The 21,047-nt window shown below is 65.3% G+C and carries 22 protein-coding genes, 1 other RNA gene and 1 riboswitch; of the genes, 13 read left to right on the top strand and 10 right to left on the bottom strand.

Annotated elements, in window-relative coordinates:
• Positions 1-157 (top strand): elongation factor 1-alpha C-terminal domain-related protein (locus VGL01_RS08285; protein WP_414720198.1); only part of this gene is annotated, 157 nt, incomplete at its 5' end.
• Positions 158-222: 65 nt separating this feature from the next.
• Positions 223-996 (top strand): uroporphyrinogen-III C-methyltransferase, encoded by a 774-nt coding sequence (gene cobA, locus VGL01_RS08290; protein ID WP_331568380.1) that lies wholly within the window; start codon positions 223-225, stop codon positions 994-996.
• A gap of 38 nt (positions 997-1,034) precedes the next feature.
• On the opposite strand, the gene VGL01_RS08295 is transcribed toward cobA, so the two are convergent.
• From VGL01_RS08295 to lptF, 4 genes are all read right to left on the bottom strand, one after another.
• Complete coding sequence (locus VGL01_RS08295) at positions 1,035-1,964, bottom strand: HAD family phosphatase (RefSeq protein WP_331568381.1); 930 nt, start codon at positions 1,962-1,964, stop codon at positions 1,035-1,037.
• Positions 1,965-2,252: 288 nt separating this feature from the next.
• A complete protein-coding gene (locus tag VGL01_RS08300; protein WP_331568382.1) occupies positions 2,253-2,648 on the bottom strand; it encodes a CbiX/SirB N-terminal domain-containing protein in 396 nt (131 codons plus the stop codon).
• Positions 2,649-2,667: 19 nt separating this feature from the next.
• Positions 2,668-3,816 (bottom strand): LPS export ABC transporter permease LptG, encoded by a 1,149-nt coding sequence (gene lptG, locus VGL01_RS08305; protein ID WP_331568383.1) that lies wholly within the window; start codon positions 3,814-3,816, stop codon positions 2,668-2,670.
• A 4-nt stretch (positions 3,817-3,820) separates the two neighbouring features.
• Positions 3,821-4,918, bottom strand: coding sequence for an LPS export ABC transporter permease LptF (gene lptF, locus VGL01_RS08310; protein ID WP_331568384.1), 1,098 nt, complete (start codon positions 4,916-4,918; stop codon positions 3,821-3,823).
• Positions 4,919-5,050: 132 nt separating this feature from the next.
• Between lptF and VGL01_RS08315 the strand changes: the two genes are divergently transcribed.
• The 3 genes from VGL01_RS08315 to VGL01_RS08325 all read left to right on the top strand — a co-directional run bounded on the left by VGL01_RS08315 (position 5,051) and on the right by VGL01_RS08325 (position 7,873).
• Positions 5,051-6,562, top strand: coding sequence for a leucyl aminopeptidase (locus VGL01_RS08315; RefSeq protein ID WP_331568385.1), 1,512 nt, complete (start codon positions 5,051-5,053; stop codon positions 6,560-6,562).
• Positions 6,563-6,602: 40 nt separating this feature from the next.
• The gene (locus tag VGL01_RS08320; RefSeq protein ID WP_331568386.1) at positions 6,603-7,019 is read left to right on the top strand and encodes a DNA polymerase III subunit chi; all 417 of its coding nucleotides are present in this window, start codon (positions 6,603-6,605) and stop codon (positions 7,017-7,019) included.
• Between the two features lie 110 nt (positions 7,020-7,129).
• Complete coding sequence (locus VGL01_RS08325) at positions 7,130-7,873, top strand: DUF2486 family protein (protein ID WP_331568387.1); 744 nt, start codon at positions 7,130-7,132, stop codon at positions 7,871-7,873.
• 13 nt (positions 7,874-7,886) lie between these two features.
• Here the strand turns inward: VGL01_RS08325 and ilvD are convergent, their stop codons facing one another.
• Positions 7,887-9,560, bottom strand: coding sequence for a dihydroxy-acid dehydratase (gene ilvD / locus VGL01_RS08330; RefSeq protein WP_331568388.1), 1,674 nt, complete (start codon positions 9,558-9,560; stop codon positions 7,887-7,889).
• A gap of 204 nt (positions 9,561-9,764) precedes the next feature.
• Here ilvD and VGL01_RS08335 point away from each other — a divergent pair, with 204 nt between their 5' ends.
• Positions 9,765-10,733, top strand: a complete 969-nt coding sequence (locus tag VGL01_RS08335; protein WP_331568389.1) for a LysR substrate-binding domain-containing protein — start codon at positions 9,765-9,767, stop codon at positions 10,731-10,733.
• Positions 10,734-10,824: 91 nt separating this feature from the next.
• Entirely contained in the window at positions 10,825-11,724 is a 900-nt protein-coding gene (lgt, locus tag VGL01_RS08340) for a prolipoprotein diacylglyceryl transferase (protein WP_331568390.1), read from the top strand.
• A 65-nt stretch (positions 11,725-11,789) separates the two neighbouring features.
• On the opposite strand, the gene VGL01_RS08345 is transcribed toward lgt, so the two are convergent.
• The 5 genes from VGL01_RS08345 to VGL01_RS08365 all read right to left on the bottom strand — a co-directional run bounded on the left by VGL01_RS08345 (position 11,790) and on the right by VGL01_RS08365 (position 14,074).
• Complete coding sequence (locus VGL01_RS08345) at positions 11,790-12,527, bottom strand: SIMPL domain-containing protein (RefSeq protein WP_331568391.1); 738 nt, start codon at positions 12,525-12,527, stop codon at positions 11,790-11,792.
• 40 nt (positions 12,528-12,567) lie between these two features.
• A complete protein-coding gene (locus tag VGL01_RS08350; protein WP_331568392.1) occupies positions 12,568-13,026 on the bottom strand; it encodes an EVE domain-containing protein in 459 nt (152 codons plus the stop codon).
• A 109-nt stretch (positions 13,027-13,135) separates the two neighbouring features.
• Positions 13,136-13,317, bottom strand: a non-coding RNA gene (ssrS, locus tag VGL01_RS08355) — 6S RNA.
• A gap of 77 nt (positions 13,318-13,394) precedes the next feature.
• Entirely contained in the window at positions 13,395-13,709 is a 315-nt protein-coding gene (locus tag VGL01_RS08360; RefSeq protein ID WP_331568393.1) for a cell division protein ZapA, read from the bottom strand.
• Entirely contained in the window at positions 13,706-14,074 is a 369-nt protein-coding gene (locus VGL01_RS08365) for an ATPase (protein WP_173259339.1), read from the bottom strand. The genes VGL01_RS08360 and VGL01_RS08365 overlap by 4 nt, the downstream gene beginning before the upstream one ends.
• Before the next feature lie 159 nt (positions 14,075-14,233).
• A riboswitch (cobalamin riboswitch) is annotated at positions 14,234-14,469 on the top strand.
• Between the two features lie 101 nt (positions 14,470-14,570).
• Between VGL01_RS08365 and VGL01_RS08370 the strand changes: the two genes are divergently transcribed.
• From VGL01_RS08370 to VGL01_RS08395, 6 genes are all read left to right on the top strand, one after another.
• The gene (locus VGL01_RS08370) at positions 14,571-16,490 is read left to right on the top strand and encodes a TonB-dependent receptor plug domain-containing protein (protein WP_331568394.1); all 1,920 of its coding nucleotides are present in this window, start codon (positions 14,571-14,573) and stop codon (positions 16,488-16,490) included.
• A 63-nt stretch (positions 16,491-16,553) separates the two neighbouring features.
• Positions 16,554-17,555: an iron ABC transporter permease gene (locus VGL01_RS08375; RefSeq protein ID WP_331568395.1), complete on the top strand. Its 1,002-nt coding sequence runs from the start codon at positions 16,554-16,556 to the stop codon at positions 17,553-17,555.
• Complete coding sequence (locus tag VGL01_RS08380; RefSeq protein ID WP_331568396.1) at positions 17,552-18,373, top strand: ABC transporter ATP-binding protein; 822 nt, start codon at positions 17,552-17,554, stop codon at positions 18,371-18,373. The genes VGL01_RS08375 and VGL01_RS08380 overlap by 4 nt, the downstream gene beginning before the upstream one ends.
• 99 nt (positions 18,374-18,472) lie before the next feature.
• Entirely contained in the window at positions 18,473-19,585 is a 1,113-nt protein-coding gene (gene cobT / locus VGL01_RS08385) for a nicotinate-nucleotide--dimethylbenzimidazole phosphoribosyltransferase (RefSeq protein ID WP_331568397.1), read from the top strand.
• A complete protein-coding gene (locus VGL01_RS08390; protein ID WP_331568398.1) occupies positions 19,582-20,385 on the top strand; it encodes an adenosylcobinamide-GDP ribazoletransferase in 804 nt (267 codons plus the stop codon). The genes cobT and VGL01_RS08390 overlap by 4 nt, the downstream gene beginning before the upstream one ends.
• The gene (locus VGL01_RS08395) at positions 20,370-20,987 is read left to right on the top strand and encodes a histidine phosphatase family protein (protein ID WP_331568399.1); all 618 of its coding nucleotides are present in this window, start codon (positions 20,370-20,372) and stop codon (positions 20,985-20,987) included. The genes VGL01_RS08390 and VGL01_RS08395 overlap by 16 nt, the downstream gene beginning before the upstream one ends.
• Positions 20,988-21,047: the final 60 nt, after the last annotated feature.

Genomic DNA, 21,047 nt, shown 5'->3' on the forward strand with positions numbered 1-21,047 from the left:
GACGATGAACGACATCGGGCGCGTGTCGCTGACGCTGCAAAAGCCGGTGGTGTGCGACGTGTATGACGAGCAGCCGGCGACGGGCGCGTTCGTGCTCATCGACGAGGCCACGCATCATACGGTGGCCGCCGGCATGATTCGTGCATACTCTGCCTGACGCGGCCTGAGACCCACCAAGCAGGCGACAGACGGCCGCATGAACTCGAACGGGACGGATGGCGTATGGGCAAGGTGTACTTGATCGGTGCGGGGCCAGGAGCGGCGGACCTCATTACGGTGCGCGGTGCCCGTTTATTGGGCATGGCGGACGTGGTGCTGCACGACGCGCTGGTCGAACCGGAAATGCTCGAATACGCGCCGACGGCTCGCAAGATCGCTGTCGGCAAGCGCTGCGGTCGGCGCTCGACGGCGCAGCAGTTCATCAATAAGCAGATCGTCGATGCGGCGCTGACGCACGAGTTCGTGGTGCGGCTGAAGGGTGGCGACCCGATGCTGTTTGGCCGCGCCGACGAGGAAATGCGCGCACTGGAGCAAGCCGGTATCGAGTACGAAGTGGTGCCGGGCATCACGGCGGCGCTCGCGGCCGCATCGGCCGTCAAGCGCTCGCTGACCTTGCGCGGCGTTTCGCGCAGTGTGGCGCTGGCCACGCGCAGCCGCGCACCGGATTCGCAGGAAATCCGCGAGCAGGTCAATGCGGATTCGCTGGTCTTCTATATGGGCCGCGACAGCGCGCCCGAGATCGCGCAGCAACTGATCGATGCGGGACGGGCTGCCGCGACGCCGGTTGCGATCGTGGAAGCTTGCAGCACCGCCCGCGAACGTACGCTGACCTTGACGCTCGAAGCGCTCGCGGCGGGCGAAGCCCAGCAGTGGCTCGATCCGGCTCAGCCGAGCCTGCTGATGATCGGCGAGGCGTTCGCCGAGCGTGGGGCGCGGACACAGGACGCCAGCGGGCAAGGCTTGGTCGACGAACGGCCCGCGCGCGCTGCGGCCTAGCGTCCTCCTCTCGACGGGCCTACGGTTCGAGGCGCGCTTCAGAGCCGAGGAATGCGGTGCTGCCGCAGTAATGCTTCGGGGATCCGCAAAGCTTTACTCAGCTCGTGGTAATCCACTCCGAATATTCGGTGATGGACCGCTGCGGGAAAGTCGTCCCGCGCAACCGTGTTGCCGACGATATACATCTCGCGTATTCCCGCTCGCAGCGCTGCCTCTTCTCCTCCCGGCGTATCTTCGAATCCAACGAGCTCGTCAGGGGGCACCCCTAGCAACTCCGCTGCTTTGAGATAGCCTTCCGGTGCGGGCTTCTTCTGCTTCACGTCATCTCCGGTGACCGTGTAGGTGAATGCGTCGCGTGTCCCCGTCCAGTATTTCATCGCGTCCACACTCTCTCCGGGACTGTTCGTCACCAGCGCGACCGGCCCATGGGTCCTGACGTGCGCGAAAAATTCGGGCGCTCCTCGCACCGGCTTGATTCCGTTCTTCCTGACGAGGTCTCGGAATATCTCGTCCTTCTTTTCGTAGAGCTTCAGTTCTTCCGTGGTCAGGTCGCGATTTTGTCGCTTACGGATCTCGCGGATGACGATCTCTTCGTCGCTGCCGTGGAAGTGATTCGGCTCGTCGGCTTCGACCTTGATATTGAAACACTGATCGAAGAAGACGCACCACGCTTGAGCGTGCACAGGCGCACTGTCGAAGACCGTACCGTCACCATCCGTTACCGATGCAAATCGGCTGTCGCGGCCGTCGTCCGAGAACGTAGCGCGCGCAAGGCGTGGCGCGTCGCCGGGTTGCGAGAGGCGCATGGCCCGCAAATGGCTCAGCGGGCCTTCCAGCGGGTGGCCGGGGTGACTCGTGTGCAACCGACCGAGGTCCAGCGTATCGCTATCACCGTCCGCCGACAGCCGAGCTGCTGCCTGGCGAGGCCTGTACGCACCTGGTGTATCTCCTGTGTCTCCAACTCTCATGTCAATCCTCCTGTCGAAGATTCGACCGCACGTTCGTCGCCCGTCACGTGGGTGGAGCGGGACTGCGACGGAGCGGCGCCTTATTTCCGGTGCTATGCACCTGGAACGAGCGCATGTTAGGACCCTTCGTCTGATTCCAACGGAATGGAGGCGAAGGCCGGGGGGAGGAAACGAATTCTCGAAAGCTCAGGCGAGCAGTGCGGCTTTCAGTGAGAGGCGGCGAGGAAAGGCAGAAGATGGGGAGCTTTCGTGAACACGATCGAGGCACCCGGCTCGTCAGCGTTGGCCCTATCGCTGATCGCGTACGCCGATCTGCCGTTGGCAGTACGCGGCGAGCGCGTCGAGTACCGCGTCGTCTTCGCCGACGGGTACAGCGCAGCGAATCTCGACACCGGCGTGCGCGGCGCGGCATTGGTCGACGACAGCAGGCAAATCCCGCCGGATGTGTCCACCTATGCCGATGAACACCGGCACCACCGTCACCACCGTGCAGCCGGCCGCCACCTGCGCCGCGATGGCCGTCGGCAGATCCGGCGTCATCAGTTCGAGGAATGCCAGGTCGACGCGCGCGTCGGGGCCGGCTAGACCGCGCAGCTTCGCAGCGAGCCGTTCGAACGGCTCGGCCCAGCGTGCGTCGCGCGCGCCGTGGCCGAAGAGAACGATGCCGTTGCGTACCGTCGTCATGATGATCGCGCTCCGAACGTCAATGCCGATCGACCCACTTCAGCGCCACGAAGCCGAGCACGAGGTAGATCAGTGCGGGCGTGGCCGCTGTCATCGGCGCGGGCCATGTGGTGAGCATGCCGATATGCGAAAAAAGCGTGTTGATGAGCTGGAAACTCATGCCGAGCATGATGCCACCGAATACCTTCACGCCGACCACACCCGCACGCGTATGCAGGTACGCGAACGGCAGCGACAGCACGAGCATGACGAGCACGGCGAACGGATAGAGCAGCTTTTTCCAGAGTGCGATGTCGTAGCGCTGAGTGTCCTGCCGATTCTCGGTCAAATGCTGGATATACCGGAACAGGTTGAACATCGACATCCGGTCGGGCGCGATCAGCAGCACCGAGAGGATTTGCGGCGTGAGCTCCGAGCGCAGCGAATATTCGGGCAGCGTTGTCTGCGCCGCACGATAGACGGGGTTCAGCGCGTCGGCGGGGTGCGCGTCGGGCGGCGCGATGCTCGTGAGCTCGGTATCGGTGACACCTTTGAGCAACCAATGGCCGTTACCCTGGTAGCGACCGCTTTGCGCGATGCGTATGTTCGTCAGCCGGAACCCGGGATCGAACTCGTAAATGCGCACATTGCTGATCGACGTGTCGGGCATCAACTCGCCCACGTTGACGAAGCGCGTGATGCGCTCGCCGTTCTCGCGCGCGCCGAGCGTGTCCTTGACCCAGACGCCCGACGCGAAATTCGTCGATACGGCAGAGCCGAGCGCTTCGAGCCGGACGCGCTCCGATAATTGATCGGTATAGGGCCCGACGACTTCGCCGATGAAGTAGGTCAGTGCCACGATGGGAATGCCGATCTTGAGCAGCGACCGAAGCGCCTGCCCGGTAGCGAGCCCCGAAACGCGGAAGATCGTGTACTCGGAGCTCGCGGCCATTTGCGCGAAGACGTAGATCGCACTGATCAGCGCCGCCACCGGGATGATCTCGTAGAACCGCGACGGCGTTTGCAGCGCGACGCGAAGCACGGCATAACCGAACTTGTAGTTGCCGTGCCCGACCGTGTTGAGCTCGTTGATCAGATCGAAAAAGAAAAAGAGCCCCGAGAACGCGAACAGGATGAAGATGAACGCGAGATAGATCTGGCGGGCGAAGTATTTTTCGTAGATGCGCATCGCGTCACGCTCCTGCCGCGCGCTTGAACAGCGCGCGAGAGATCAGCGGCCGGTTGCGCACGCGCAGCCAGAACACGACGACGACGAGCGCCGTCACGACCGCATGCAGCCCCAGCAGGCCGACGACGAACGACATCCGACCCTGTTCGACCCACGACTGCACGACGTTGAGCAGGTTCGAGTAGGTCAGAAAGATCAGCACGGCCATGACGAGGTTGATCGTGCGCCCGCGACGCGGATTCTGATAGGCGAGCGGGATCCCGAGCAGCATCAGATTGATGGCCATGAGCGGCAGCCCCGTGCGCCAGGCGAACTCGGCGAGATTCGTGTTGCTCGGGTGGCGCAACAGCGCGAGTGTAGGCAGACCGGTTGTCGATGGCTTGCTGACGACCGGCTGTTGCGTGATCTTTACGCCGTAGCGCTCGAATTCCATGATGCGGAAGTCCGGCTTGCCCGGCTCGCCGTCATAGCGGCGGCCGTTGTCGAGCACGACGAATCGCGCGCCGTCTTTTTCGGTTTCGGTGTGACCCTGCTTCGAGACGACGACGCTCACCTTGCCGTTTTCGGTGCTCGTCACGAAGACATTCTCGACCTTGGCCTGGTCGGGCGTCATCTTCTCGACGAAAAAGACGCGATGGCTCGCGGGCGATTCGCGGAACTGGCCCGGCGCCAGCAGCGACACCTCGTCGCGCTGTTGAAAACGCGCGCGGATAAGCTTGTTTTGCGCGTTGGACCAAGGCCAGCCCACGTACGCGAAGAACGCGATGAGCAGCAGCATCGGCGCCGCGAAGGTGGCGATCGGCTTGATGAAGCGCGTGAGACTCACGCCGGAGGCGAGCCAGACCACCATTTCCGAATCGCGGTACCAGCGCGTCAGGACGAACAGAATCGAGACGAACAGCGTCACCACGAGCATCACGGCGAGATAGCCGATGACGGTGAGCCCGATCAGCACGAGAACGTCCTTCGGGTCCACTTCGCCCGAAGCGGCAAAGCCGACGATGCGGATCATCATCGTCGTCAGAAAGATGGTCAGCAGCACCATGAAAACGGCGCCTGCCGTATATGCGAGCTCGCGCTGCAAGGAGCGTTCGAAGATCATTGTCGGCGAGAGATGGCGGGGGCGGAGAACGCGGACGGTGTGCGTCGCGGTCCGACGCCGCAAAAAAATAGCGGATAATTGCGGCTACTTTCCTTCAAAGCAGTAGCCGAATTTTATCCGAGGACGAGCGCGATGGACTTTAGCATAAAAGCCTGTGAGTGGACGAAAGGCACGACGAACGGTTTCCTGACGGGCAAATCGGATTGCATCGTGCTGGGCGTCTTCGAGTCGCAAACCCTGAACGGGGCGGCGCTCGAGATCGACACGGCCACCAAAGGGCTCATTACGCGCATCGTCAAGGCCGGCGATATGCAGGGCAAGAGCGGCACGACCCTCTTTTTGCCGGAGGTCTCCGGCATCGGCGCGTCGCGCGTGCTGCTGGTCGGGCTCGGAAAGCAGGACGGCTTCGGGCAGAAGGCCTACGGCGACGCCGTGCGCGCCGCCTGGCGCGCCATTCTCGGCACGAAGATCGCACAGGTCACGTTCACGCTGAGCCAACTGCCGGTCCAGGAGCGCGGCGGCGAGTGGGCCGTGAAAGCCGCCATCCTCGCGCTGCGGGCCGAAACCTATCAGTTCACGCAGATGAAGGGCAAGCCCGAGCCCGTCAAACGCAACCTCAAGCGCATCGTTTTCAGCGTCGATGCGGCGGACGAGAAGCTCGCCAAGGCCGCTGCCAAGGAAGGCGCCGCACTGGCGAACGGCATGGACCTCGCCCGCGATCTCGGCAATCTGCCCGGTAACGTATGCACGCCGACCTACCTCGCCGACACGGCGAAAAAGCTCGGCAAGGAATGGAATCTGAAGACCGAGATACTGGGCGTGAAGCAACTCGAGGCGCTCAAGATGGGCTCGATGCTGTCGGTCACGCGCGGCTCGGCCCAGCCGCCGCAATTCATCGTCATGCAGTATCAGGGCGCCGGCGCCAAGACGGCGCCGATCGTGCTCGTCGGCAAGGGGATCACGTTCGATAGCGGTGGCATTTCGCTGAAGCCCGGCGAGGGCATGGACGAAATGAAGTACGACATGTGCGGCGCGGCCTCCGTTTTCGGGACGCTGCGTGCCGTTGCGGAACTCGGCCTGAAGCTGAACGTCGTCGGCATCGTGCCGGCGTGCGAGAACATGCCGAGCAGCACGGCCACGAAGCCGGGCGACATCGTCACGAGCATGTCGGGCCAGACGATCGAAATCCTCAATACGGATGCCGAAGGCCGGCTCGTGCTCTGCGACGCGCTGACTTACGCGGAGCGCTTCAAGCCGGCGGCCGTGGTCGACGTCGCCACGCTGACGGGAGCCTGCGTGATCGCACTCGGCCATCATATGAGCGGACTCTTTTCGAAAGACGATGCGCTGGCCGGCGAGCTGCTCGATGCCGCGCGCGAGGCCGCGGATCCGGCCTGGCGCATGCCGCTCGACGAGGAGTATCAGGAGCAGCTCAAATCGAATTTCGCCGATGTCGCCAATATCGGCGGCCGCCCGGGGGGCAGCGTCACCGCGGCCTGCTTCCTGTCGCGCTTCACTTCGGCCTATCCGTGGGCGCACCTCGATATTGCAGGTACGGCATGGAAGAGCGGGGCGGCCAAGGGTTCGACGGGCCGGCCGGTGCCGTTGCTCACCCAGTTCCTCATCGACCGCGCGGCGCAGTGATGGCGGCACGCATGGCCTCTTGCGCGACGAGGAGCCCGCGGTGACGCGCATCGATTTTCATACGAATGTCGGCGACTCGCTGCTCTACGCATGCCGGCTCGCCCGCAAGGCATACCTGGCCGGTCAGCCCATCGTCGTGCTGGCAGACGCGGCGCGCCTGCGCGCGTTCGACGAGCGGTTGTGGACCTTCTCGCCGCTCGAGTTCGTGCCGCACTGCATGGCGGGTCAGCCGCTCGCCGAGCGCACGCCCGTGGTACTCGCGACCGATCTCGAAGCGGTGCCTCACCATCGCGTGCTGCTCAATCTCGGTGCGACGGTGCCGGCGCAGTTCGCGCGCTTCGAGCGTCTGCTCGAAGTCGTCGGCAATGCCGAGGACGAGTTGCTTGCGGGCCGCGAGCGTTATCGCTTTTATCGCGACCGCGGCTACGCGCTCAACAACTACAAGCAGGGCGCCTGAGATGGCGCACTAGCGTTTGTCCGACACCCGCAAGGCCGGCATGCCATCGTGGCGCAAACGCCCGGGCCGTCCAGCCTAACGGGCCGATCCAAGAGAAAGGGAGACCCATCGTGACCGATCCCAAGCATCCCGAACATTCGAGCGATCCGGGCGATCCCGATTCGCTCCCCGTGCTGACCGACGTACTCGTGGCGGGGCGGCCGCCCATGCCGCGCCCTACGGCACAGCACGAGCCCGATGCCGCGACGCGAAGCGAGCCGTCGATGCACGAATCGGGGCGATCGTTCGCGACCGTGGAGCAGCAGGAGGCACGCCGCCCGACGGAGTCGAGCACCGAAGCGGTCCGAGCCGCGCAGATCGAGGAGTTTGTCGAGCCGGCTGCCGCTGCACCATCGACATCCGCGGAAGCGCCGGCCGATACGCCAGTTGAAGCGCCGCTCGAGGCATCGACCGCGGCAAAGCAACAGGCAGAGGTAGAGCGACAAGCTGAAGCGGAGCGACAAGCCGAAGCAGCGCAAGACGCAACGGCGCAACAACAGGCTCAGGCCTCGGCGCCGCTATCGTCAGCCGCGCCTGCCGTCGAACTGCCTGCCGCGGAGGATTTGTCCGAACGCGATGCGGAGCAGCTTGCCGAGCGTCTGCGCGTGCGGTTTGCAGGCTACCTGCGCGAGGAAGGGCGAGCGGTCATAGAAGCGCGTTGCCGCGAGGCTTTGCAGGAACACACGAGCTGGCTCGTCCGGCAAGTGACGCGTGAAGTCGCGCTCGCCCTCGAAGGGGAGGTGGTGGGCTGGGTGCGCGACGCGGTGCGCGAGGAACTCGCGGCGCACCGCGCATCGCGCCGCCCGGGCGCGTAATACGTGCCCGGCGTCAGCCGGTGACCGCGCCCTTGTTCGCGGGCCGCGCAAGCGCCGCGTACTTCGCCAGCACGCCCCGCGTGTAGCGCGGCGCCGGCTGCTTCCACGCCGCGCGGCGGCGTTCGAGTTCGGCATCGTCGACATTCAGCTGCAACAGCAGCTTGTGTGCATCGATCGTGATCGAATCGCCCTCCTGAACGAACGCGATCGTGCCGCCCACGAATGCTTCGGGGGCGACGTGACCGACCACCATGCCCCAGGTCCCGCCCGAGAAACGGCCGTCGGTGATGAGCCCCACCGATTCGCCGAGGCCCTTGCCGATCAGCGCCGACGTGGGTGCCAGCATCTCGGGCATGCCGGGACCGCCTTGCGGGCCCAGATAGCGCAGCACGAGGATATCGCCGGGCCGGATCTGGTCGGCAAGAATCGCGGCCAGCGCGCTTTGCTCGTCGTCGAATACACGGGCAGGGCCCGTGATCGCGGGGTTCTTGAGACCGGTGATTTTGGCGACGGCCCCATCGGTCGCGAGGTTGCCCTTCAGAATGGCGAGGTGGCCTTCCTTGTAAAGCGCCTTGTCGATCGGGAAAATCACTTGCTGATCGGCACGCGGCACGCTCGGCACGTCCTTCAGTTCTTCGGCGAGGGTCTTGCCGGTGATCGTGATGCAATCGCCATGCAGCAGGCCCGCGTCGAGCAGAATCTTCATGACCTGGGGTACGCCGCCCGCGCGATGCAGATCGGTCGCCACGTATTCGCCCGACGGCTTCAGATTGCAGATGACGGGCACACGCTGGCGCACGCGCTCGAAATCGTCGATCGTCCATTCGACCTCGGCCGCATGTGCAATCGCAAGGTAGTGCAACACCGCGTTCGTCGAGCCGCCCGTCGCCATGATGACGGCCACGGCGTTTTCGATCGACTTCTTCGTGATGATGTCGCGCGGCTTCAGATCGCGCTTGACCGCCTCGACCAGCACGCGGGCCGACTCAGCCGCGGACGTGACTTTTTCATCGTCGGGGTTGGCCATCGTCGACGAGTAGAGCAGCGACATGCCGAGCGCCTCGAACGACGAGCTCATCGTATTGGCCGTGTACATGCCGCCGCATGAACCGGTGCTCGGGCAGGCGTTTTGCTCGATGCCGTCGAAGTCCTCCTGCGACATGCGTCCGGCCGTGAATTCGCCGACGGCCTCGAACGACGAGACGATCGTCAGATCCTTGCCCTTCCAGTTACCGGGACGGATCGTGCCACCGTAGACGTAGATGCCGGGCACGTTCATGCGCGCGAGCGAGATCATGCCGCCCGGCATATTCTTGTCGCATCCGCCGATGACGACGACGCCATCCATCCACTGACCCTGCACGCAAGTCTCGATGCAATCGGCGATGACTTCGCGCGAGACGAGCGAGTACTTCATGCCTTCGGTGCCCATCGACATGCCGTCGGAGATCGTCGGCGTACCGAATATCTGCGGGTTGGCGCCCGCGTCTTTCACGGCGCTCACGGCGGCATCGGCGAGGCGTTGCAGGCCCGCGTTGCAAGGCGTGATGGTCGAATGGCCGTTGGCGACGCCGATCATCGGCTTGTCGAAATCGTCCTTCTTGTAGCCGAGCGCGTAGTACATCGAGCGGTTCGGCGCGCGGGCAACGCCCTGCGTGATGTTTTGCGAGCGACGGTTGTAAGCCATGGGGACTCCGGGTTCGTTCGATTGCCTGTAAATGCCGTGCACGCAAAGCCTGATGCGGGCGCATTGGCCGCATGCCGCAGCAGCTTTGCGTGGGGTGGCGCCAGAATGCCCTGACTCGATACGCGTGTCCAATATATTATTGATGGCTGATTAAGTCGAAAAACATATCAGACGATCGAAACCCGAAAGGGAAGGGAGCCCTCCATGACGCCCGATCTGCGGCAATTGCGTTACTTCGTCGCCGTAGCCGAGGAGCGGCACTTCGGCCGTGCCGCCAAGCGGCTGGCGATGACCCAGCCGCCGCTTTCGCAAGCTATCCGCGCACTCGAGGAGGAACTCGGCGTCGCGCTTTTCGCGCGCACGAAGCGTACCGTCGAGCTCACGCCGGTAGGCGCCGATCTGCTGCCGGAAGTGCGCAAGCTGCTGGCCGCGGCGGAGGGCCTGCGCCCCCTCGCGCAAAGCCTGGCGCGGGGCGAGGCCGGTACGTTGGCACTGGCGTTCGTTTCGACGGCCGATTACGGATTGTTGCCGCAGCTTCTGCGCGAATTCGCAGGACGCTACCCCGGTGTGCGGCTGCAGCTTGCCGAAGCGACGAGCGACGTGCAGATCGACGAGCTCGTGGCGGGCCGCGTCGACGCGGGGCTCGTCATCGCGCCTTTGCCGCCGCGACACGCGGCGGCGCTGACCTACCTTCCCGTCATGCGCGAGCCGCTTATCGCCGCGCTGCCCAGCACTGCCGCGCGCGTGCGCTCGCGCAATCGGCATGGGGAGCCGCCCGAGTGGGACGAGACACCCGTGACGCTCGCCGATCTGGCCCAGTTGCCGCTCGTGATCTTCCCGCGTCGTTTGGCGCCGGGGTTTTATGACATCATTACGGGCTGCTACGGTGCCGCGGGGCTCACGCCGCGCATCGGCCAGGAGGCGATTCAGATGCAAACGATCGTCAGCCTGGTCTCGGCAGGCATGGGCGTGGCGCTCGTGCCGCAATCGTTGCGCAACTTGCGCCGCACCGGTGTTGTCTATCGACCGCTGGCCGAGCGCGCGCCGATCGTCGAGACCGGGCTCGTCTGGCGCACGGCCGATGTCAGTCCCGTGCTGGCCGGGTTCCTGGATGTCGTGCATGGTCACGCCGCGGCACTGGCGGCGAACGCCGGTGCGAATGCGTCGGCATGACCGTGGCGTCGCGCCGCCGCCACCCGGGCGCGGGCCGGCCGTCGCGGTCCTACCCGTCGATCAACCGTTCTATGCCAATTAAGCCTATACGATGCTGATTCATCCCAACTTCGATCCGGTGGCGATCCATCTCGGACCGCTCGCCGTGCGCTGGTACGGCCTGATGTACCTCGCCGCGTTCACGATGGCGATCGTCGTCGGCCGGCTGCGCCTGCGGTTGCCGCATGTCGCTGCGCAAGGCTGGAGCGTGCGCGATATCGACGACATGATGTTCTACGGTGTGCTCGGCACGATCGTCGGCGGGCGGCTCGGTTACGTGCTCTTTTACAAGCCCGACTACTACTTCATGCATCCGCTCGACATCTTCAAGGTCTGGCAGGGGGGCATGTCGTTTCACGGCGGCTTTCTCGGCGTCACGCTCGCGATGATGCTGTTCGCGTTCCAGCGCAAGCGCACCTGGCTGCAGGTGACGGATTTCGTCGCGCCGATGGTGCCCGCCGGGCTCGCGGCCGGCCGGCTCGGTAACTTCATCAACGGTGAACTCTGGGGCCGCGTGACTGATCCGAACGCGCCGTGGGCGATGCTGTTTCAGAACGCGACGGAAGACGACGCGCGCTGGCTCATCGCGCATCCCGAGCTCGCGGCGCGCTGGCATCTCGGCGAAATCTTCGCCAAGTACCATATGCTGCCGCGGCACCCGTCGGAACTCTACGAGATCGCGCTCGAAGGCATCGTGCTCTTTTTCGTGCTCTGGTTTTTCTCGCGCAAGCCACGGCCCGTCGGTGCAACCTCCGCCGTGTTTCTGATGGGCTACGGGCTGGCCCGCTTCATCGTCGAGTTCGCGCGCGAGCCGGACGACTTCCTCGGGCTGCTGGCGCTCGGCATGTCGATGGGGCAGTGGCTCTCGCTGCCGATGATCGTCGTGGGCATCGTGCTGTTCGCGTGGTCGTACCGTCGCGCGGACAAGGCGCCTGCCGCGCTTGCCCGCTGAGGCGGCAGCGCGGACGGCAGCGCTGGCTGGCGCCAGCGCAAGCCGGCAATGAGCGGGAACCGCGCCTACCGCGTCATTTGCACCGAACCCGAGACATTCACGCTCACACGAGCCTTGCCCCCTTCGACGGGCAGCGGCGCCGCTTCCGCGGCTGGCGCCGCAGCCATCGCGCGCATGGCGAAGAGCGGTCTCGGCGGCGGCGCTTCCTGACCGATGTTGACCTGCCGTATCGTGTAGCCGTTGTAACCGAAGGCCTGCGCGGCCGATTCGGCCTGCTTGCGGAACGAGTCGATCGCCTGCCGGGTCAGGTGTTCGGCCGCCGTGCGCTGCGCTTCGGGCGACAATGAAAACGAGACATTGGCGACTTGCATCGACGTATTCATTTGCCCTGCAAGCTTCGACGCCGCGGCGAAATCGCGCGATTCGAGCACGACTTCCGTGCGTCCGCGCCAAGCGGAAATGCGGCCATTCCGATCGGTCGACGGATAGATCGAAAACGCGCCCGTACGTGCGCTCACGCCGGTCACGCTCTTTGCTTGCGCAAGCGCCGCGGCCGTGCGTTTGTTGAGGGCATCCGTCAATGAAGCCGCATCGGCGGCTTCCTGTTCGTAAAACAGCGTGATGTCGACGACATCCTGAGGCACTTCGTCGCTCGCCTGCGCGGACAGCGACAACACACCGGCCGGCGCGCTCTCCGCGGACGGCGGCGTGGCCGCGCGCGCCGCGTCGGTTGCGAATGGGGCAACACACGTCAGTGCGGCGGCGGCAACGAGCGTGAAAACAGTGGCGGTCGTTCTTGTCATCTCTCAGGTCCTTTTTCTTGGAAAAATCGATGGATGAGGTTCACGCCAGCCGTTCGGTGATGAAGCGCCATTCGGCTTCCGTGACGGGTGTGATCGACAGGCGGTTGCCTTTCGCCAGCACGCGCATGTCGGCGAGCTCGCGATGTTTGCGCAGCTCGGCGAGCGAAATGAGCGGTATTTTCTTGACGAACTCGACGTCGACCAGCATCCAGCGCGGCGACTCGCGTGTCGATTTCGGATCGAAGTACACGCTTTTGGGGTCGAACTGCGTCGGATCGGGATAGGCGCCGGAGACCACGCGGGCAATCCCCGCGATGCCGGGCTCGGGACAGCTCGAATGGTAAAAAAGCACACCGTCGCCGAGCTGCATCGTATCGCGCATGAAGTTGCGCGCCTGATAGTTGCGTACGCCGGTCCAGGGGAGCGTGCGCGAGGAAGCGGTGGCGAGATCGTCGATACTCGCTTCGTCCGGTTCGGACTTCATCAGCCAATAGCGCATAGGATCGATTGAATGCGTTCAACGGTGGATGAAACCAACACGGCCCGGTAGTTTTGGCCTTCTCGCGCCGCAAATGAAAACGGCATCGGTAGAACCGATGCCGTCGAATAAAGTCCCCGCCTTAGCCGCTAGGCCGGCATCCTGAACCGGGAGTTCAGAATTGGTCGCAGTTAGCCGCACTTCGGGTACATCAGACAGAGTGACGCGCACACCCGTGCTGCAAATTTCCGCAACCGTGCACATGGCATTGGTTCAAGGAATTTATGACCTTGGCGAACCAGGCAGGGAAGCCGTAAAACTTGTGTAAAGCTCAACATACCGAACAGTCACAACCACCGGTGCTCGAAGCGTCGTGCCTCATGCAACGGCTACCGCGCTTCGCTTTGCTCCAGCACCGCGCCAAGCTGTTCGTTCATTTGACGCATTGTACGCCTGATTTCCTCGGCCGGGAATGCTTCCCCATGCCGGATACTTTCTTGCAGCTTGACCAGTTCCGACGCGAGCGAGAGGGCCGCCATGACCGCGATGCGATCGGTGCCGCGCACGCTGCTCACCGAGCGGACTTTCGTCATTTCGGCGTCCACGCGCGCAACGGCGTCGAGCAGTTGCGTTTCGGTTTCGGGGGAGCACGCAAGACGGTACGTCTGCCCGAGAATCGTCGCTTCGATCTGCTTCGTCGTCATGCGTTTTCTCCCTGCTGAGCCGCCGCGTTCGCCGAATTGCCGTGGGGCGCTTCGCGCTCGCCCGGTTCGGCGAGCAGATCGAGCTGGTTATCGCCTTCGTACGGGCCCTTCGTGCGCGGCAGTTTTTCGAGAATGGCGTTCAGGCGCACCTGCGCATCGTCGATCTTGGCAAGCAATGTATCGCGCTCGACTTGCAAGGCATTGCGTTCGTCGCGCAGGAGTTCGAGCTCGGCGCGGGCCGAGTCGTTTTCCGCGCGCAATTGCGCAAGCTGCTCTTCGAGCGCGTGGCGGGCCTGCTGATGGCGTTCGTTGATCGCGATCAGCCGGCCGATGTTGTGTGACAGGGTTTCGAGTTCGGTGAGCATCTGCTGCGTCCTCTAAAGACTTGCGCATTTTAGCGCGGAATACGCGAGCGTCCGATCCTTGTCTCGTTTCGAGACGTAACAACATCCTGTCGATTTGTGCCGATGTTGCCGCCCGAGACGCCAAAACGGTCGATTCTTGACGCTCATGGGGCCCGCTCCTACACTTGCGGCACTTTGGTGCCCGCGCGTTCGTTTCCGATGCGCGCGGTTAAACGGGAAACAGGGAGCGTGCGGCGTTTCGCGCGTCAACCTGTGCTGCCCCCGCAACGGTAAGCGATGCGTCGTCCGCGTTCGTCGCGGCGAAATCGATCCGAAGCCACTGCGCGCCTTGGCGCGTGGGAAGGCGGATTCGAGAGCTCGTCAGCCCGGATACCGGCCAAAGGGGGAGCGCCCTCCCGACGGCAACGCGAAGCTGCATCGCGTGTTTCGGGGCGTGCTCATGACGGGGTGGCCTGCGGGGAAGCGGGCTGCCTGCCGACCCATGGGAATACCAACGATGTCCTTGTCCATGCCCCGCGCGGCGTGCGTTGCGTTCGCAGGCCTGCCGCTTGCCGCGCTCGCGCAATCGGCCGCCTTCGATTCACCGTCGAGTTCGTCGACGGTTTCGGCTTCAGGTTCCCTCTCCGCCTCCACCGCGTCCGATTCGACCCTTGGCACATTGGAGCCGATCGTCGTGACGGCGCGGCGTTCGCCGCAGGCCCTCGCCGATGCGATCCCGCAAACCACGAGTTTTACGCGGCAAGATATCGAGGATTCGACGGCGATCGATCTGCCGGGGCTGCTGTCGCTCGCGCCGGGCGCGCAGCTCATTCGTAACGGCGGGCCCGGCGGCAATGCGTCGCTGACGCTGCGCGGCGGCTCGCCGACGCAATCGCTCGTGCTGATCGACGGGGTGCGCGTCGATTCGGTCAGTCTCGCGCAGGCGCAGATCGCGCAGCTTCCGCTGTCGCAAATCGACCATGTCGAGGTCGTGAACGGGGACGTCTCAGCGCTTTATGGCTCGGGCGCGATGGGAGGCGTCGTGCAGGTCTTCACGAAAGACGGCGGCAATCATCCGCCGCGTTTTCATTTTTCGCTCGGCTACGGCAGCTATCACACGCAAACGCAGGAAGCGGGTGTCGATGGCGCATTGGACAAGGAAGGCAAGACGACCTTCAGCTTCGATGTTTCGCGCTTCAAGAACGATGGCTTTTCGTCGATCGACCCGGCGCTTGCTCCGAATGCCAATCCCAATGCGAACGGTTACCTCAACGAGACGGTGTCGGCGGCGATTCGTCATCGGTTCAGCGACACGTGGGACGCGGGCGTGCGCTTTTTTCAATCGAACGGCAACGCGAGTTTCGACAACCCGTTCGGAATGCCCGCCGATTTGAACAACCTCTATAGCAAAGTGCGCGAGGTCTCCGTATTCGCGAACGGCAAGCTGAGCGATCGGTGGACCACCCACTTCACCGTAGCGGAGGGCGACGATCGCAGTGTCGAGAAAACGAACGGCGTCTACGACAACCGCTTCGATACGAACAACCGCCAGTACACGTGGCAGAACGATTTCAAGCTGTCGCCGGACCATACGCTGCAACTCGGCTACGAGCATCTCGATCAATCGCTCGAGTCGGATATCTTCGCCGCGCCCGCGCGGCGCGTCGATTCGGCATTCGCGGGCTATACGGGCCGATTCGGCGCGAGCCGTATTCAGGCGAACGTGCGCCGCGATCAGTATTCCGATTTCGGCGGCGCGAACACCTACTACCTCGGCTACGGATACGACATCACCGAGCACTGGGGGGCGCGCTTCAGCTATGCGAGCGCGTTCCGGGCCCCGAGCTTCGACGATCTGTACTACCCCGGCAGCGGCAATCGATCGATCAGGCCCGAGCGCAGTCATGCTCTCGAGGCGGCGCTGCAGTATGCTTCCGATGCATTCGGCGTGGCGCGCCTTACCGCCTTTCAGACGAACTACAGCGACCTCATCAACTATGTGCCGACACAAGGCGGGCTCTTCTATATCGCGAAGAACGTGGGGCGCGCGAAGGTGCAGGGCCTGGAGGCATCGTGGCGCGGTCACCTCGGCAAGACCGATATCCGGGCAGCGCTCACGGTGCAAAACCCCGTCGACGAAGATGCCCACGTCGATCTGAACCGGCGTGCGCGGCACTTCGCATCGTTTGCGGCGAACCGGAGCATCGGCACATGGCGCGTCGGCGGCGAGTGGATCGCGAGCGGCGCGCGCAACGATAGCGGCACTGTCCTGGGGGGATATGGCGTCGTGAACCTCTCGGCGCGCTACCGCATCACGAAGGCCTGGTACGTGGCCGCCCAGATCGACAATCTCTTCGATAAGCACTATGAGCTCGCCTATACCTACAACACGCCGCGGCGCAGTGCGTTCATCACGCTCGGCTGGCAACAGCAGTAGCGCGCGTGCGCGCGCGAGCGGGGCGCTCATCGTGCTTTGGGCGGCTCGGCGGAGGCTCAGGCCATGAATGCGCAACGCGCGATCGCCATCTGGCTTGCGCTGGCCGCGCTGGCGGGCATCGTATTCGTCGCCGCGCTGACGCTCGGCAGTGTGAGCGTCCCGCCGCTGCGCGCGTTGGGCGCGCTTGCACATTCCGGCACGGCGGGCGCCGATACGATCGACGAAATCGTGCGCAGTCTTCGTCTGCCGCGTGCACTCGCGGGGTTCGGCTGTGGCGCTTTGCTTGCGCTGGCCGGCGCGCTGCTGCAGGTGCTGCTGCGCAATCCGCTTGCCGAACCGTACGTGCTTGGCGTATCGGGCGGCGCCGCCGTGTTCGCGATCGGCGCTTTGCTCGCGGGCGCGGCATGGTGGCTCGTCGATGCGGCTGCGTTCGCGGGGGCCTTGTTCACCATCGCGCTCGTGCTCGGCTTCGCCCGCCGTGCGCTTGCCCGCGGCGAGCCGCAAGAGGCGTCGCCGCGGCTGTTGCTCACCGGTGTCGTACTCGCCACGGGCTGGGGGGCCGGCGTCACGCTCCTGCTGACGCTGGCGCCGGACGAGCGGCTGCGGGGCATTCTCTTTTGGCTCGCGGGCGACCTCAACGGCGTGGCCAGCCCGTGGCCCGCGCTGGCGGCGCTCGCGCTCGCGCTGGCCGCGGCGGCATCGGTTGCGCCGCAGCTCAATGTCCTCGCGCGCGGCGAAGCGGTGGCGTTCGCCCTGGGCGTGAACGCGGGACAGCTGCGCTTGCGCATTTATCTGGTGGCGTCGCTTGCCACCGCCGCAGCGGTGACGACGGCGGGGACCATAGGCTTCGTCGGCCTCGTGGTGCCGCACGCGTTGCGTCTCGCGTTCGGCAACGATCAGCGCATGCTCGTGCCGGCGAGCGCGCTGGCCGGGGGCCTGTTCGTCATGAGTGCCGACCTGCTCGCGCGCACGGTCGCCGCGCCGGCGCAGTTGCCGGTGGGCGTGATCACGGCATTGTTCGGCGTGCCGGTGTTTCTGTGGATGCTGGCGCGGAGGTCGCGATGAGCAGCGCGCGAATGGTCGTTTCGACGCTCGCGGCGTACGAGCTCGCGCTCGACGCAGGCGAGCGCGTCTTGCTGGCCGATTTCACGCAGACGTTCGGCGCCGGCGAGCTCTGGTGCGTGGCGGGTCCGAACGGTGCGGGCAAGACGACGCTGCTTTCGACGCTCGCGGGGCTCGTGCCGCCGGCGCGGGGGCGCGTTGCACTCGATGGTGTGCCGATCGGCGATTGGCGGCCGGGCGAGCTCGCGAAACGCCGTGCGCTGATGCCGCAAAACATGCACGACGCGTTCAGCGCAACGGTGTTCGACATCGTGCTTCTGAACCGTTTTCCGTATCTTGGCGGCTGGGGCTGGGAGACTGAGCGCGATCGCGCCGCCGCGCACGCGGCGCTCGACGCGCTTGCGCTTGCCCAACTGGCGGCACGCGACGTACGTTCGCTGTCGGGCGGCGAGCGCCAGCGCGTGGGGCTCGCCGCCGCGCTCTGTCAGGATGCACCGCTTTTGTTGCTCGACGAGCCGCTTGCGCATCTCGACCTGCGTCATCAGATCGACTGTCTGACGTTGCTCGCGCACTGGGCCCGAGAAAGTCCGCGCACAGTCATATTTTCCTGTCACGATCTGAACCTCGCGCGTCGTTTCGCGACCCACGCGCTGCTGATGCCCGGTGACGGTACGGCGCATGCCGGGCCCGTGCGGGACGTGCTCACGCCCGAACTCGCGAGCCGCGTGTTCGGATACCCGCTCGTGCTGATCGAAGCCGACGGTCACGAGGCGCTCGTGCCCGCGCTGCGTCGACCTGAAAGGGAGTCCCCCGAACCTTGAACCCCCCAGTGAACCTGGCCGCATGTCGGCTTATGCCGATTCTTTCGCGAAATCGTTCGCCATCGGCACGATGATTTCGACCGAACCCATAGGAAAGGTATGAACGCCTCCGTTACGTTGCCCGTCGTCGAACCGCTCGACCGCTCGCTCGGCTCCGAGCTTCAACGCATCATCGACGGCAAGACCAAGCCGCCCGGCAGCCTTGGCCGGCTCGAAGCGCTCGCATGCCAGATCGGCATGATCCAGCGCACGACGCACCCCACGCTCGCGCGGCCGGCCATGATCGTCTTCGCGGGCGACCACGGCATCGCCGAGGAAGGTGTCAGCCCCTATCCACAGGCGGTCACGGCGCAGATGGTCGCGAACTTTCTCGCCGGAGGCGCGGCGATCAATGCGATCAGCTCGGTGGCCGGCTTCACGCTGGAGGTGGTCAACGCGGGCGTGGCCGCGACGCTCGACGCGTTGCCAGGGCTCGTCGATATTCCCATCGCCCGCGGCACGCGCAACTTCGCACGCGAGTGCGCCATGACGCGCGAGGCGGCGCTCGCGGCCATCGCGGCCGGCGCGCAGCGCGTGCGTCATCATGCGGCGCTCGGCACCAACGTGATCGGCTTCGGCGAGATGGGCATTGCGAACACGTCGTCCGCGGCATGCCTGATGAGCCGCCTCGCAGGCGTGCCGATCGACGAGTGCGTCGGCCGGGGCACCGGACTCAACGATGCCGGGCTTGCGCACAAGCGCCGCGTGCTCGGCGCGGCGCTGGCGCGCCACGCAGGCGCGACGCAGCCGCTCGACGCCCTGGCGGCGTTCGGCGGCTTCGAGATCGCGATGATGACCGGCGCCTATCTCGCCGCGGCCGAGGCGAAGATGACGATCCTCGTCGATGGATTCATCGCCACCGCGGCGTTTCTCGTCGCCAACTCGCTCGCGCCGGCGGTGCGCGATTATTGCGTCTTCGCGCACCTGTCGAACGAGGCGGGTCACCGGCGCATGCTCGACGCCTTCGACGCCAAGCCGCTGCTAGCCCTCGACATGCGGCTCGGCGAGGGCACGGGTGCTGCGCTTGCCTTGCCGCTCTTGCGCGCGGCGGTCGCGTTTCTCAACGAGATGGCGAGCTTCGAGTCCGCCGGTGTAGCCGGGTGCTGCGACGCCGGCCAAACAGGGCAACCCGGCGAGTCGGACCCGCTCCGCGGCGGGCGCGGCACATCGTGACGCGCCATGCCGGCGGCGAGGAGACCGAGCGCGTGCGCCGCCTCGATCCGCGTGCCGAGTGGCGCTATCTGTGCGCGGCACTGGGCTATTTCACGCGCGTGCCGGTACCGTATGGCGTCGGTGCCGCGCAAGGCGATCTGGCCGGCGCCATCCGCTACTTCCCCCTCATCGGCGCGTTGGTCGGTGCATTCGGCGCACTCGTCTACCTGCTGGCGTGGCGCGTTTTCCCGGTGTCGTTGGCCGTACTGCTTTCGATGGCGGCGACACTGTTGGTAACGGGGGCCTTTCACGAAGACGGGCTGGCCGACTGCTGCGACGCGTTCGGCGGCGGCATGGCGCGCGAGGATGTCCTGCGAATCATGCGCGATCCGCGCATTGGTGCGTTCGGCGCGATCGCGCTCGTCATGGCTCTCGCCATCAAATGGCAGGCGCTCGCCGCGCTTCCCCCGCTCCTGGCTGCCTGGGTCATGGTGGCCGCGCATGCGGCCAGCCGGGCGCTCGCGGCGAGTCTGCTCGTCACGCTCGATTACGCGCGAGCCGAAGGCAAGGCGGGCGCTGTCGTGCGGCGCCTGTCCGTACGCGCGTACGGCCTCATCGCTGCACTCGGACTGCCTTGGCTCTTCTGGCCGGACTGGCGCGCCGGGCTTGCCGCGCTGGCCGTGGCGGCCGTGCTGCGCATGCTGATGTCGCGCTATTTCCAGCGGCGCCTCGGCGGCTATACGGGCGATTGCCTGGGCTTCGCGCAGCAAGTCTTCGAGCTGGCGATCTACCTCGTCGTTCTCGCATGGATCTCGTCCTGATCCGCCATCCGCCGCCGGCTGTCGAGCGCGGCGTCTGCTACGGGCGCACCGACGTGCCGCTCGCCGTCGACGAGCGCGAGGCGGCTGCCGCCATCTTCGCGCGGCTGGCGGCACTCGATGTCCCCCTGCCGCGCGCGCTCGTCACGAGTCCGCTCGTTCGGTGCGCCGGCGTGGCGCGTCAATTGGCGCGCCGCTTCGACTGCGCCGAGACCGCCGACGCCAGGGTCCAGGAGATCGATTTCGGCGCCTGGGAGCGTCTCAGATGGGATGCCATCGACCGTGCGGCGCTCGACGCCTGGGCTGCCGATTTGCGCCACGCGCGCACGCACGGCGGCGAAAGCGTGGCGCAATTCGGCACACGCGTGGGCGAATGGTTCGAGACCTGGAAACGGGCGAGCAAGGCCGCGGGAGCGGGGCAGCGAGGAAGCAAGGCGCCGACGATCGCGGTCACGCACGCGGGCGTGATCCGTATGCTGGCGTCGCTCGCACTTGTCGTACCGCTCGAGCGCACACTTGCGTGGCCCGTCGCGATGGCCGGCATCGTTTGGCTCCGGGGAGACGAGGAGGGCGACGCCTGGCGCGTGATTCGGTGGAATGGATGACATTTGGCCGTCGACGGGGTCGACCGGGTCGACCGGATCGACCGAATCGATGAACCGAGG

The sequence above is a fragment of the Trinickia sp. genome, assembly GCF_036503415.1.
Taxonomy (GTDB): Bacteria; Pseudomonadota; Gammaproteobacteria; order Burkholderiales; family Burkholderiaceae; genus Trinickia.